12 protein-coding genes are annotated in these 13,648 nt (G+C 58.4%); 5 read left to right on the top strand and 7 right to left on the bottom strand.

The features are described 5' to 3' along the window. The first annotated feature begins 21 nt into the window (after positions 1-21). Complete coding sequence (locus AC0L8N_RS04150; protein ID WP_473670029.1) at positions 22-1,095, top strand: NAD(P)/FAD-dependent oxidoreductase; 1,074 nt, start codon at positions 22-24, stop codon at positions 1,093-1,095. On the opposite strand, the gene AC0L8N_RS04145 is transcribed toward AC0L8N_RS04150, so the two are convergent. The 5 genes from AC0L8N_RS04145 to AC0L8N_RS04125 form a co-directional block, all read right to left on the bottom strand. Next, the gene (locus AC0L8N_RS04145; protein ID WP_473666311.1) at positions 1,092-1,607 is read right to left on the bottom strand and encodes a hypothetical protein; all 516 of its coding nucleotides are present in this window, start codon (positions 1,605-1,607) and stop codon (positions 1,092-1,094) included. The genes AC0L8N_RS04150 and AC0L8N_RS04145 overlap by 4 nt on opposite strands. 18 nt (positions 1,608-1,625) lie before the next feature. Beyond that, on the bottom strand, positions 1,626-2,585 hold the full coding sequence (locus AC0L8N_RS04140) for an arginase family protein (protein WP_473666310.1): 960 nt from the start codon (positions 2,583-2,585) through the stop codon (positions 1,626-1,628). An 87-nt stretch (positions 2,586-2,672) separates the two neighbouring features. Further along, complete coding sequence (locus AC0L8N_RS04135) at positions 2,673-4,352, bottom strand: amidohydrolase (RefSeq protein ID WP_473666309.1); 1,680 nt, start codon at positions 4,350-4,352, stop codon at positions 2,673-2,675. A 237-nt stretch (positions 4,353-4,589) separates the two neighbouring features. Continuing rightward, positions 4,590-5,060 (bottom strand): ArsI/CadI family heavy metal resistance metalloenzyme, encoded by a 471-nt coding sequence (locus AC0L8N_RS04130; RefSeq protein WP_473666308.1) that lies wholly within the window; start codon positions 5,058-5,060, stop codon positions 4,590-4,592. Between the two features lie 39 nt (positions 5,061-5,099). Then, positions 5,100-5,450, bottom strand: coding sequence for an ArsR/SmtB family transcription factor (locus AC0L8N_RS04125; protein WP_473666307.1), 351 nt, complete (start codon positions 5,448-5,450; stop codon positions 5,100-5,102). A 126-nt stretch (positions 5,451-5,576) separates the two neighbouring features. Between AC0L8N_RS04125 and rsgA the strand changes: the two genes are divergently transcribed. Further along, entirely contained in the window at positions 5,577-6,623 is a 1,047-nt protein-coding gene (gene rsgA / locus AC0L8N_RS04120) for a ribosome small subunit-dependent GTPase A (RefSeq protein ID WP_473666306.1), read from the top strand. A gap of 137 nt (positions 6,624-6,760) precedes the next feature. Here the strand turns inward: rsgA and AC0L8N_RS04115 are convergent, their stop codons facing one another. Further along, complete coding sequence (locus tag AC0L8N_RS04115; protein WP_473666305.1) at positions 6,761-7,255, bottom strand: lipocalin-like domain-containing protein; 495 nt, start codon at positions 7,253-7,255, stop codon at positions 6,761-6,763. Between the two features lie 184 nt (positions 7,256-7,439). Here AC0L8N_RS04115 and AC0L8N_RS04110 point away from each other — a divergent pair, with 184 nt between their 5' ends. Genes AC0L8N_RS04110 through AC0L8N_RS04100 form a run of 3 tightly spaced genes read left to right on the top strand, consistent with a single transcriptional unit; the run spans position 7,440 to position 11,897 of the window. After that, on the top strand, positions 7,440-8,783 hold the full coding sequence (locus tag AC0L8N_RS04110; RefSeq protein ID WP_473666304.1) for a M24 family metallopeptidase: 1,344 nt from the start codon (positions 7,440-7,442) through the stop codon (positions 8,781-8,783). Positions 8,784-8,795: 12 nt separating this feature from the next. Then, complete coding sequence (locus AC0L8N_RS04105) at positions 8,796-10,826, top strand: DUF4910 domain-containing protein (RefSeq protein WP_473666303.1); 2,031 nt, start codon at positions 8,796-8,798, stop codon at positions 10,824-10,826. Between the two features lie 51 nt (positions 10,827-10,877). After that, positions 10,878-11,897, top strand: coding sequence for a peptidyl-alpha-hydroxyglycine alpha-amidating lyase family protein (locus AC0L8N_RS04100; protein WP_473666302.1), 1,020 nt, complete (start codon positions 10,878-10,880; stop codon positions 11,895-11,897). Between the two features lie 124 nt (positions 11,898-12,021). Here the strand turns inward: AC0L8N_RS04100 and AC0L8N_RS04095 are convergent, their stop codons facing one another. Beyond that, the gene (locus AC0L8N_RS04095) at positions 12,022-13,626 is read right to left on the bottom strand and encodes a tetratricopeptide repeat protein (protein ID WP_473666301.1); all 1,605 of its coding nucleotides are present in this window, start codon (positions 13,624-13,626) and stop codon (positions 12,022-12,024) included. Positions 13,627-13,648: the final 22 nt, after the last annotated feature.

Raw genomic sequence — 13,648 nt, 5'->3', positions numbered from 1 at the left:
GGCTTATCATCCCGCCCTGCAATTCACGGCGCGGGCACCCGGTTCGCGCGATTGTTTCAGGAGCGGTGGGTGATCAGTACGGACGTAGTTATTGTTGGCGCAGGCCCGTGTGGCCTGTTTCAGGTCTTCGAGCTCGGTCTGCTCGGGCTGAAAGCCGAAATCATCGATTCCATTCCGCGACCGGGCGGGCAGTGCAGCGAGCTGTACCCGGACAAACCCATCTATGACATTCCCGCAATCCCTGTGTGTACCGGTGAAGAGCTGACGCAAAGCCTGCTGAAGCAGATCGAGCCGTTTGGCTGCGGCATGCATTTTGGCGAAGAAGTGACCGAGCTTGAGGTACAGGATGACGGCAGCTTCCTGCTGGCCACGAGCAAAGGTAAACAATTTGCTGCCAAAGCGGTCGTGATCGCTGGCGGTGTCGGCTCGTTTCAACCACGCGCGTTACGTGCTGAGGGCGCGGAAGCCTGTGCCGGCATCTCCCTGCACTACAGCGTCAAGGATCCCCAGCAATACAAGGATCGCGATATCGCTGTTCTTGGTGGCGGCGATTCCGCGCTGGACTGGGTGCTGGCTTTGCAAGGTGTCGCGCGGCACATCACGCTGATCCATCGTCGCGACGAGTACCGGGCCATGCCGGCATCAGTGGCACGATTGCGTGAGTTGCAGGCGGCCGGGCAGGTTGACGTTATCGAGAATGCGAAAGTCACCGCGATCGATGAAGACAATGGCGCGATGAGCTCACTGACCGTGCAGGTCAAAGGTGGCGAGGCACAAACCGTTGCCGTGCAAAACGCACTGGTCTTCTTCGGCCTGGCTCCGAAACTCGGGCCGATTGCCGAGTGGGGGCTCGACATCAACCGCAAGACGATCAATGTCGATACCGAGAAATTTGAAACTTCCATACCGGGCGTCTACGCGGTTGGTGATATCAATCAGTACCCGGGCAAGAAGAAGCTGATTCTGTGCGGTTTCCACGAGGCAGCACTGGCGGCCTTCGCAATCAAGCAACGGCTCGAGCCGGACCGGAAAGTGCACGTGCAATACACGACGACGAGTCCGATCATGCACGAACGGCTGGGCGTGGAGGATTAACCGCCGCAGCTCTCACCGAGCGCCGCGAGCTGTTCAGCGAGTCCATCCAGGGCGTAATTCACGCTCACCGGTACTTCGGAGTACGGCGTTACGGTGACTTTGAGTGACGACTGTCCACTGAGGTAGTCGATGAGCGCGGCGTTATCGGCGGTGTCGCTGGTATGGGTAATCTTGTTCGAACGATCAACGCCCAGTTTTACGGTGATGGGGTCATTGTCATCCGCCGCAAACTGCACTTCGGTGTTGAATGAAGAGATAAAACGCCGCCAATCGATTCGGACTTTAATCGCCGGATCGGTATTGGGAACGCAACGGAACTCCAGTCGCGGATGCACTTGCTTCATCGCGTACTCGTCGCCAATCGTGTTGGTCGATTCCTGGTGCAGTACCGCTACCGTCTGGTAAGTCGCTTTATCCTGCAGTGTTTCCAGCGTCCAGGCGTCCGCCGCGCCGGGGTTTCCGGCAATGGCGAATACTGGAGCGACGAGCAATGTGGCGAGCAAATATTTCATAAGATCTGTTCCGTTTGTCTAGCGTGCCTGCACGCCTTTGATGGCACCTTCGATAAGGTTAAGAGCGGCCTGCCGGCTGACGCCGTGCGGGTCCAGCGGACCGGCTGGTGTCGATGCGATGCCCAGTGCAACTGATTTGGGGTATTCGAACATGAGCGTCATGGCTCCCGCCAATTCCTTGCTGGTGGGTCCGTCGGCAACTCGCAGGCCATGGCCGGGGACTTCGTCCGGATCAAGCACGTCCATGTCGATGTGCACGTATATGACATCAACCCGAGCCGCAAGTTCATCCATGCGCTGGCGCAGCGTGGAGGACAGTTGGCGAACGTCGTCGACAGAGAATTGTGCGACTTCGTATTCGCGAAAACGGTCCGCTTCCAGCGCGTCAAGATCACGAACACCGCCCCAGAGGATGTGCTCCATCGGCAGACCGTCGGTCAGGCCTGAGGTCTTGCGCACGTTGTGCAACGCGTGGCCGGCCGCAATGGCGACAGGCATACCGCCCAGCATGCCCGAGAGCGTCGTTTCCGGAACGTTGAAATCACCGTGCGCATCGATGAACACGAGTCCGACCCGCTGCTCATTGCCGTTACCGTCGTATTTCAATCCGGCCAGCATGCCGAGCAGGCCGTTGCAATTGGCTTCCAGACCGACGGTCAATACGTCGTCGCCACGGGTCTCACGCACGCGTTCGGCGAAGTTCGAATTCGCCAGCGCCAGTCGGTTCCATTCGCCGTACTGGCGGTCCTGCTCGGCCGTCAGGCGGATATCCTGCACCGGTCGCACCAGCTCACCACCCCAGCCTGAAATCAGCCGCTCAAGACCGGCGGCATGAATGTAGTCCGGGTTGATGGACAGCTCCGGCACGTTGCGCGAACCGCTGTACGGTTGCTTGATGACATCCAGTTTCACGGTGTCGGCCAATGCCGGCGTAGCGAAGATCAGGCCAGCCAATACTGCGCCAAGTATGCGTTTCATGTTCCGTTCCCCCCGATGAAAAGTATGGCCCGCTTGCCGATATTACGTATTCGGACTGCCGGGGCCACCGTTTCAGCGGAAACCCGCTCAGGGCTGGGCGGGTTTCACGAGCTGCGGATAGTTAATGCCCAGCTGTTCAAGGTACGTGTCGTAGCGTTCGGGATCGTAATAGAACTCCTGCAGGCGGTCGCGATACTCGTTCATGATCGCTGCATTTTTCTCGATGGGTGGATCGTCATTTGGCCCAACAAAGGACTCATAAACTTCACCGGCCGATTGTTCTTCCCTGAAGTAGCGCCAGGAGTCGCTGACCAATTCTGGTTGCTGCAACAGGTCGAGCATTGTTGCCGCCATGACTTTGGCGCCGGCTGTGGCGCCTTTGTGGGCAATGGGTGTGGCCATGGCCATGGAGCTTGACCAGTGATGGAACTGCAGGTTGTCGACATTGGAAGGGAATCGCAGAGTGACTGTAGGCACGTTCCAGGATACGTCCCCGATGTCATCGGAGCCGCCTGACCGCGGATTCTTGCGCGGTGTGGCTATGCCCGACAGTTCCGTCGGCAGTCCGGTTATTTCGTCTGCCTCCATCAATTTCTGCAAGGCGCGTGCATAGGTTTGATCGTCTTCGGTCCATTCCGGCAAACCGACGGCCTGAATGTTCTTGTCCATGGCTTCGGCAATGGGCCGATTGAAGTGCCGTGGGTACGCCGCGCCGACAATGCGCCGGCTGACAGTCGTATCCGTCATCATCGCCGCACCCTCTGCAATACGCTGCAGTGTCGCAAAATTGTCGCGAATTTTTTCCGCGGTAATTTCGCGTACGAAATACCACACGGTTGCTTTGGATGGCACGACGTTCGGCTGGTCTCCGCCGTCAACAATCACGTAATGCGAACGCCCGAGCGGGTGCAGGTGTTCGCGCCGAAAATTCCAGCCGATGTTCGTTAACTCTACGGCGTCCAGTGCGCTGCGTCCGCGCCACGGGTCGCCGGCACCGTGCGCTGCGACCCCATCAAACGTGTATTCGACGGAAACGAGACCTGTGCCGGTAGTCTGACCCCAGCCGACCCGCATATTGCTCGAAACATGAGAGAACAACACAGCGTCGATACCATTGAAACGGCCATCCCGTGCGAACCAGGCCTTCGAACCCAGTACTTCCTCCGCGATGCCTGGCCACAGCACTATTGTGCCCGGCATGCCTTCGCGTTCCATTATTTCTTTGACGGCGAGTGCTGCCGTGATGTTGACGGCCTGGCCGGAGTTGTGACCCTCGCCATGACCGGGAGCGCCTTCGATCATTGGTTCGCGATAGGCGACGCCGGGCATCTGCGATGACTTCGGAATGCCATCGACATCGGAGCCGAGTGCAATCACCGGGCTGCCGCTGCCCCAGGTGGCCCACCAGGAGCTCGGTAGTCCGGAGACATTGGTCTCTACGGTAAAGCCGTTGTCTTCAAGAAGTTTTTTCAGATAGCGCTGCGTTTCAAATTCCTGGAAACCGAGTTCCGAGAACGAGAACAAGCTGTCGACGATCTCCTGGGTGAGTTTCGCGTTGCCATCCACGTGTGCGGCGAGCTCGGCTTTGAGCCCTGTGAGCGGCGGGACGCTTGCGGTTTCGGTCTCAGCATCGTCGACGGCGGCGATCGGTGCCGCTGCCGGGGCTGTATCGTTGGCGGGTGATGCAACAGCAGGTTGTTGCGGTTCATCAGATGAACAGGCCGCTAACAGAGCGGCAAGGGCTACCAGAAGAGTTACTCGTGTCATTGTTTCCCCCTTATGTATATGCGGCAATCATAGCCCAGCCAAGCGCGCACTCCGATGATTTTTGCGGATTGCTGGCTGATACGGCGGGCAGCGAGGGGAATATCACGAAAGAGTAGCGCGTTGGCGTTGCGCCAACGCGCCGGTCTGCGGACCGCTCCTTAGGTCTCGTGGAATTGAATGAACGAGAACCCGGAAGCGCTGCGGCAGCTGGTTTGCTGTTCCCTGTGATGCGGGTGACTAGTTGCAGCACCCGGCCGTTTGCGGCGATGGTGTGCAGCAACCGGGCTGGCCTTTGGTTTCCGGCGTGCAGCACGCCCCGTCAGCCTCTTGCTTGCCATTAAATAGTTGAGCGTCTTCCATCGTGCGATAAACCTCCCACGGCACGCCGGCAGGGTCGTCGATCCATGATTTGTCAGAGCGCGCATAGCAGCAAACGGCGTCGCCTTCGTCGTAGGCCGCCATATCGGCACTTTGCAGGCGCGCTCGCAGTTCCTCCATTTCCTGTTCTGTTTCAGCCTGAACACCAAGGTGATCGACGCCGCGGCGACTGGCGCGCGTCGAAATCGCCAGAGAAACACAGGGGTCATCCGGCATCCACTTTGCGTAGTCCTCTTTTACCTTGACGGGTTCGGTGCCAAACAGCGTGCTGTAAAAGCGTATCCCTTGCTCGAGGTCACTTACGCCTATGTGCAGGTGCAGTCGTTTCATGTCGGTCTCTCCACTTGAATTCAAAATTTGCAGCGTCGCCTAGCAACACCCGGCCAGTTCTATGACGGAGCAGCCGGACTTCTTGTCGAGACGCATGCTGGCCGTGTCGGCGCTGCAACAATCGGATACCAGAAAGCTGATCAGGTCGCGCGTCACCTCGAAGTTGGCGCTGTAGATGATCGAGCGTCCGTTCTTACGCGAGGTCACGATGCCGGCGTTGGATAAATGGTTCAGGTGAAAGGAAAGCGTGTTGTGCGGTATGCCGAGTGAATCACTCAGTGCGCCTGCCGATGCGCCGTCCGGTCCTGCCTGAACCAGGAGTCGTGTTGCCTGCAGTCGCGTTTCTTGAGCGAGCGCGTCGAAAACAGTCAGTGCATTTTTAATGTCCATATGTCTAGACTAATGGACATGTTAGTTCTCGTCAATCGTTTTATTGGCGGGCGATGAAGCCAAATCGAAGCGCACGGTAACGGCAGAGCCGTCATAATCGGGTCTTGTTCCTAGGGATGTAGTGTTGTGAATCCTGAACTTGCCGACCTCGGGCTCGCCCCGTTTTTTACCCAGCAGCTCAATGAGCAGGAACTCGCTCGCGGTGCGCTCGCGCGAATCACTGAAGTTCAGCGGTCCGGAGTTATTGCCCACGATGGGCGCGACGAACGTAGCTACACGCTCGGTGGCTCGTGGTTCAACGTGCCGGCAGAAGAACGGCCGACTGTCGGCGATTGGGTTGTGCTCAATAACGCTCACGACAAGATCGAACGCTTGCTGAAACGCAAGAGCGTTTTCAAGCGGGTCGCGGTGGGTAGCAAGATCGATGTGCAACTGATTGCCGCTAACATCGATACTCTGTTTATCGTGACGTCGTGCAATGACGACTTCAACGAGTCGCGACTTGAACGTTATCTGGCGCTCGCGGCGGAAGCGGGAGTTGAGCCGGTCCTGGTGCTAAGCAAAGCCGACCTCGTCGACGATGCCGACAATTACCGCGACCGGGTTCGGGCAATTGGTGCGCATTTGCCGGTGGAAATCGTCAACTCGCACGATGCAGAGTCACTGCAAGGCGTACTCGCCTGGGTTGGCAAAGGAATGACGGTCGCGCTGGTGGGTTCATCGGGCGTGGGAAAATCGACAATCGTCAATTCACTGTCAGGCCAGGTGGTGCTCGAAACCGCTGCGATTCGCGAGCACGATGCCAAAGGTCGGCACACTACAAGTTATCGTTCTTTGCACCGCTTACCGGGCGGCGGTTTGCTACTGGATGTGCCGGGCATGCGCGAACTGAAAGTAGCGCAATTGGACGATGCACTAAGTGCTGTTTTTGCTGACGTTGCCTCGCTCGCGGAAAATTGCCGGTTTCGCGACTGTGAGCACAACGATGAACCGGGTTGCGCCGTGCGGGCAGCGATCGAGAATAACGCTCTGGATGAGCGACGATTGCGAAACTATCGCAAACTGTTGCGCGAGGAAGCGCGACACACAACATCGTTGGCTGATCAGCGCCACCGTGACAAAAAGTTCGCCAGAGTAGTGCAGCAGAGCATCGCTCTAAAGCGCAAGCGTTGAGAGGCCGGTGCCTTTCCAACGGCGACGGACGCTTGCCTTTTGCTCGACCTGTGGCAGGGACCTGCTTATGGCTGCGCAACGTCGTTCAAGCAATACGGCGGCAATGGTTTGCTGGCCAGGCCGCGGAAAACGATCCGTTAGTTTGAGCCGCTTTCAGCTGGAACTTCGGCGGTTGGCCGCCGTTGCCAGGTCCAGTCGTAGCGATCACCGTTGCCCAATGTGAACGACAGGATTAGCAACTCGCCATCGGTACGCCAGCGCAACAACGTTGTGCTGCCGACTTCGCGCGGGTCTTCGGAAAATTCGCGGTGCCATAGCAATGTGTCGCCGTCGATTTCGTAGCGCCCGCTGTGCGCATTGATGTCCAGCCAATCTTCCAGGTAACTTATTTTCTCGTCAGCGGGCAACGCTTTCGCCTCATCCCGCGACAGTACGCGGCGCTCGGGATTCATGGTCATCATCGAGTAGTGCCCCTGACCGAAGATCAGCAAACCGACCCGATTTGCCGCCTCGGGTGAGTCACCAGTGCGCACATTGATCAATGACACCCGCGCGTAGGCACCATCGATGCCGGCCGCATGCACACTGCTGGCCAGTGCAAAGAGTCCGGCAAGAACTGTCCACCATTTCATCGTATCCTCCCCCTGCGCCATTGATAGCGACAATGCCCACATCACTGTCGGCGTTCCGCCAGCCATAATCAACTGCTTCCGGCACGCAAATGGTTTCAGGCGCGACGGTAAGTTTTTGCTCATTGCGGAGCACGGCGGCACAATTACAGCGCAGACCGACTAACTCCATCGTCAGGAAATCATAATGAGAACCATCGCTTTGAGTCTTCTCGTGTTGCTTGCCGCCAGTTCCACGGCGTTAGCGGATGCACAGATTTTACCCATGCGTGAGCGTGCGGCCGTGATCGATCGGCTGCTGGACGACCGAATTCAAACGGTATTGCCTGGCCTGATGCGGCGCTCCGGTATCGACATGTGGATCATCATTTCCCGTGAGTACAACGAAGACCCGGTGCTACGTACATTCCTGCCGTCTACCTGGCAGTCGGCACGCCGGCGCACGATCCTGCTAGTGCAGGACAAAGGTGAGGGTGAGCCGCTGGAGACGCTGGCCGTTGCCCGCTACGCAGTGGGTGACCGGTTCAAGGCAGCCTGGGACAAAGAGCTGCACGGTGATCAATGGAAGCGTCTCGCCGAGTTGGTCGAAGAACGCAACCCGAAAAAAATCGGCCTCAACTATTCCAATACCTTCGCGTTGGCTGACGGTATCACCCACACCGAGTATCAATTGTTCAGCGACGCACTGCCGGAACGTCTGCGGTCGCGCATCGTCTCCGCCGAGAACCTGGCGGTTGGCTGGCTGGAAACCCGCAGTGCCGCGGAGATGGCCATCTACCCGCACATCGTTCGCATCGCGCATGAGATTCTCGCTGAAGGTTTGTCGGACTCGGTTATCACACCGGGTGTAACCACGACGAACGATGTGTCGTGGTGGTACCGCGATCGCATTCGTGAACTAAAACTCACGACCTGGTTTCACCCGTCCGTATCGATACAACGCGCCGAGCAGCCGGTGGTTGATGCCAAGAGCGAGATCCTGGCGCGCCACAATGACGATGTCATCCAGCCGGGCGATCTGCTGCACGTCGATTTTGGCATTACTTATTTGCGCTTGAACACCGATACCCAGCAACATGCCTACGTACTGCGACCCGGCGAATCTGAAGCGCCGCAAGAGTTGCGTGATGCGCTTAAGAACGGCAACCGATTGCAGGATATCCTGACCGGCAACTTCACGGCTGGCCGCAGCGGCAACGATATACTCGCCCGCTCGCTCGCACAGGCAAAACGCGAAGGCATCACACCATCGATCTACACTCACCCGATTGGTTACCACGGCCATGCGGCGGGAACCACGATTGGCATGTGGGACCAGCAAGGCGGTGTGCCCGGTGGTGGTGATTATCCGATGTACCCGAACACGGCTTACTCGATAGAGTTGTACGCCGAGTCTGACGTGCCGTCCTGGGGTAAGGCCGTGCGTATCAAGCTTGAAGAAGACGCCTTCTTTGACGGCAGCAAGACCTGGTACATCGACGGTCGGCAAACGTCACTGCATCTCATACCGCGAGACCCGGCGAAACAATAACTGGAGCCCTTTATGCCGCGCCTACTGCTCGTCGCGTTAAGCCTTGCTTCTTTCTCCGCACAGGCTGATTTGCGCCTGCTGCTGGACGAGCAGACTCTGGCCGCGGTAGCGGCCGAGGTCTCAGGTGAAGAAGCGAAACGGAATCTCGACTTCATAACGCTGAAACACCGCATGCGTTCCGGTCATCAGTTCAGCGAAGCCACCGACCATGTGCTGCAACGACTGAAATTCTACGGGCTGGACGAAGTTCGCACTGCCGAATTTTCCGCCGATGGTCGCACGATGTACGGCACGCAACGCTCCCGACCCATCTGGGACGTGCAATTCGCCGAATTGTGGGAGCTGGCTAAAGACGGTGATGCTGACGTACGCGTGCGCCGCCTTGCCAACTGGGAGGCAGTACCGCTGGGTTTGGCGCAGGACAGTTTGTCCGGCGAAGCGACGGCATCCCTCATCGATATCGGTGCTGGCACCACGGATGCGGATTACGCCGGCAAAGATCTGCGCGGCAAACTGGTACTGACTTCGAGCCAGCCAGGCACAGTCGTCGAACGTGCCGTCGGTGAACTCGGTGCAGCGGGCATTGTGTCGTACGCGCCCAATCAGCGCTCGGCATGGTGGCGCGAAGATGAGCGGCTGGTGCGCTGGGGACATCTGAGCAGCTTTCCGGTAACCCGTTCGTTCGGTTTCATGATCAGCCTCGGCGAGGCCCGTGCTTTGCTCACGCGGCTGGAAGCGGGCGAAGACATTCGCTTGCACGCCAAGGTAGAGGCTCGCCATACGAGCGGCAAGTACCGCTTCGCGGAAGCCGCGATTGACGGCGCCGATGACATTCTTGGCAAAGAAGAAATACTGTTCACCTGCCATCTCGATCACCCGCGACCGGGCGCGAACGACAATGCATCCGGTTGTGTTTCGATTCTTGAAGTAGCGCGGACGTTGCAGGCGTTGATTGACGCTGACATCGTGCCTCGTCCAGCACGTACGATTCGATTCCTGTGGCCGGCCGAAATCGAAGGCAGCATCATGTTCCTTAGCGAGCACGATGATCCGTCCCGCATCAAAGCCAACATACACATGGACATGGTTGGCGGCGGTCCCGTCACAAAATCCGTGTTCCGGATTTCCGGTGGGCCGATCAGCTTGCCGACCATCATCAGCGATATCGGTTTCGAGATCGGCCGTTTCGTCAACGAAGAGACCGAGGCCTATGCAAGCGGCGAGACGGTTCAGTTTCCGCTGATTGCAGCGGAAGGTGGTAAAGAGCCGCTGCTGGCGTTGATGGAAGGCCTCGATATGGGCAGTGACCACGACGTGTTTCGTGAGGGCAGCTTCCGAATTCCTGGCCTGTATTTGCACGACTGGCCTGATCGCTACATACACACCAACTTTGATTTGGCCGCCAACATCGACCCGACCAAATTAAAACGCGCTGCCTTTATCGGCGCAGTTAGCGCATTGATACTCGCCGATCTCGACGCCGACGACACACCGGAACTGACGGCATTGTTGCGCCGTAATGCCCTGGCACGCAGCGCGGAATTTCTGCAACGGCTGGAGCCACTCAGCCCGTCTGACGCTGCCGCAGTCGCGCATATTCACTTCGACGTCGAGCGCGCGAAGCTGGGGAGTATTTCCTCATTCGCCGCCGTTGACGACGTGGACCGTTACAGCACGCTGGCGTTTCTGGCGAGCCTGCAAGCGCTGCTGGATGTGCCGGAGGCCACGCCCGACATACTGGACGCGACCGTTTTTGTTCGCAGCCCGGATGTTCGAGGCCCGATGCACGCATTCGGCTATTCCTACATCAGCGATGAACTGGGCAGCGAACGCTACAGTCAGCTACGCCTGCCGCGCTATTCGGGCAGCAATGGCAGTGGCGGCGAGTACGCGTACGAGGCACTGAATCTTGTTGATGGCAGACGCAGTGTCAGTGAAATTCGCAATTGGCTCACCGCCGAACTCGGGCCGGTACCGCTCGACATAGTTCGCGAATACCTCGATGCACTGGCATCGATCGAGGTTATCAGCGCCCGCAATTGACGCTGGTGTGGTTTGGCCACGATCAGCAATCACCGCTCCGCAGGAGAAACCATGTACAAGAAATTGAGCACACTGTTGTTACTAGCCGCGTGTAGCTTGCCAGTCAGTAGTTGGGCGCAGGAACACCCGTACCGACCGGTCGATGGCTGGGCAAAACTTCCGGACGGCCGTGAATGGGGCTCGACCAGCGCCGTTTTTGTCGGTCCTGATGACACGATCTGGGTTGCTGAGCGCTGCGGCCAGAACAGTTGCGTGGGCAAAGACGATGTTGATCCGGTATTGCACTACGACCGCGATGGCAACCTCATCAAAACCTTCGGCGCCGGCATGATCGTTTGGCCACACGGCATTTTCGTCGACAAGGACAGCAACGTCTGGATCACGGATGCGCGTGGCGAGGGCAATCGCGGACACCAGGTCATCAAGTTCGACAAGAACGGTCGTGAACTGATGCGTCTGGGGAAAGCAGGCGTCGCGGGTGACGGCCCCGACGAGTTCAATCAGCCCTCTGACGTGCTGGTAGCCCCAAATGGGGATATTTTTGTGGCCGATGGGCACGGTTCTGGCGGAAATAATCGAATTGTAAAATTCGACTCGCGTGGCCGCTTCATCAAAACCTGGGGCACAACCGGCGCTGAAGCGGGCGAATTCCGCGACCCGCATGCGCTGGCGATGGACTCACTGGGTCGCTTGTTTGTTGGTGATCGAGGCAACAGCCGAACCCAGATATTTGATCAGGATGGCAAGCACCTCGCGACCTGGACGCAGTTCGGCCGACCGAGCGGTTTGTATATCGACAAGGACGACATGCTGTATTCCGCTGATTCGGAATCGCACGTGATCTGGTCCGGCAACTGGGGTTGGAAGCGTGGCATCCGCATTGGCAGCGTGCACGATGCGTGGGTGCGTTACTTCATCCCTGATCCGTTGCAGCCCGATCCGCAGACCGGTGGCACGACCGCTGCAGAAGGCGTTGCAGTGGACAAGGACGGCAATATTTACGGCGCCGAAGTGGGCCCGAAACAATTGCGAAAATACGAGCGCCTGAAGTGGGTCATGCCCAGCGAATAAAGCGCATGGCCGGGAGCGGTGGCTGATACAGGACGGGCCATTGGCCCAGATTCAGCCAAGACGTTTCTGAGACTGCTGTTGGTAATGAGGCCGACGCCCCAGCTGGAGCGTCGGCCTTTTTTACTTAGAAACGCGAGCTTTGTATCCAGACGTCGGAACGCGCCCAGCTTTCTTCGAAGTCGGCGTCCACATCCGCATCGTGCTTGCCTTGTGCCGCCAGCGCTTGTTTCAGTCCGAACAGTGACCAGCCATTGTGTGGATGGTCCGCGAGTTCTTCGCGGTAGGCGCTTTCGGCTTCAGCATTCCGGCCAGCTTCCAGCAACGCCGCGCCGAGCCAGTGCCTGGCGGCGAAGGGCAGCGGCTCGGGTTCGTCGTACTCCATCGAATCCTCGACATTCGCCGAAGCCTGGAACGCGATGATGGCGCCATCAAGATCGCCTTCGGCGCGGAGTATCTCGCCTTCCAGTATGTGAGCGACTGTGCCGACTACCTGGCTGGCCGGGTGGAAGCGGAACGTGTCATCCGTGGTTTCCACGTAGCGTTGAACTTTGCTGTGCAATGCTTTCGCTTTTTTTGTATCGCCATTGCGCAACGCCGCGTAACCCTGTGCGAAGTCCCACAGTGAGGCAGCAACTGTTTCCTGTGGCCGGTTGGAGATGCCCGGGACTTCATCGAAGCGGCCAAAGCGAATTAGAGTCAGCACCTGGTACATCGTGTTGTCGGTGATCTTCGCGTAGTCCTTGCCAGCCTGAGTCGCTACCGCACCCTGGCCATCGAACGACGCCGCGAACAGCAACATGTGCAGATTGTGTGATTCGTAAATCGCGACGCCCTTGCCGGCGGCGGCTTTCAGGTCGGAATGCCAGGCTTGCGTGTTGGCACGTACTGAGTCGCCCCACATGCCGATCTCATTCCAGGTATGCGATGGCATGTGATTAATGTGGCTGGCGCCGGGTATGGCGTTGCCAAGGTGCGCAGCGCACGGCAGGGCGAGATCGGGTTGAACCGTGGACTCCGTTGCATGGATGTACAGATGGCAGGCGCCCGGATGAGTAACGTCCTGTGCCAGGGCGCCTTCCAAGACTTTGTGCAGGTGCATCACGCTGGGGTCGTCCATAGCACGCATGCCGCGACGTGGCTCGAGCAGAAACAGCGCCGCGCCGTAAACCGCGGTAACGTCGAGGTCGCTCGGGTATTGCTCATGGACTTTGCCCATGGCGTCAGCGAATTTCTGATCTTCGTTTCGGCGTGTCGCGGGGTCGTAGTTGTCGATATGCCAAACCTGGATCGCGTCGATCAACGCGCGCTCAACGGGGCTGGCATAGCCGCGCAATTCAGCGGCTTTTTTCGCAGCGGTGAGAGCGTGCGGTGCTTTCGCCGCGGACTTCGCGCCGTTCAAATACGAGCCAAGCGACCAGGCTTCTCCCCAGTAGCAAATGGCACAGTTCGGGTCAGCCGCCCATGCAGCACGAAACGAACGGGCTGCCGCGTCGACAGCGTAGGCGTAACGCAGTTGCATACCCTGATCAAAGTACGCCTGCGCAGTGGCGTTCTTGCTGGAGATGGGTCGCGAGAATTCCCCCAGCATTTCCGGGTACAACTGGATGGGATCGAGAAATGCGCTGGGCTCGTCGCTGCCGCCCATGTTCATGCCGGCATGCCCCCCGTGATCCATAGAGCTCGCGCAGCCGCCAAGTATGAACAAGGTCAGTAGCAGGTATTTTCTCATCGTATTCCCCGGTCAGTTCGAT

It is taken from the genome of Woeseia sp. D3-10, assembly GCF_055809415.1.
This window is presented reverse-complemented; position numbering and strand designations above follow the sequence as displayed.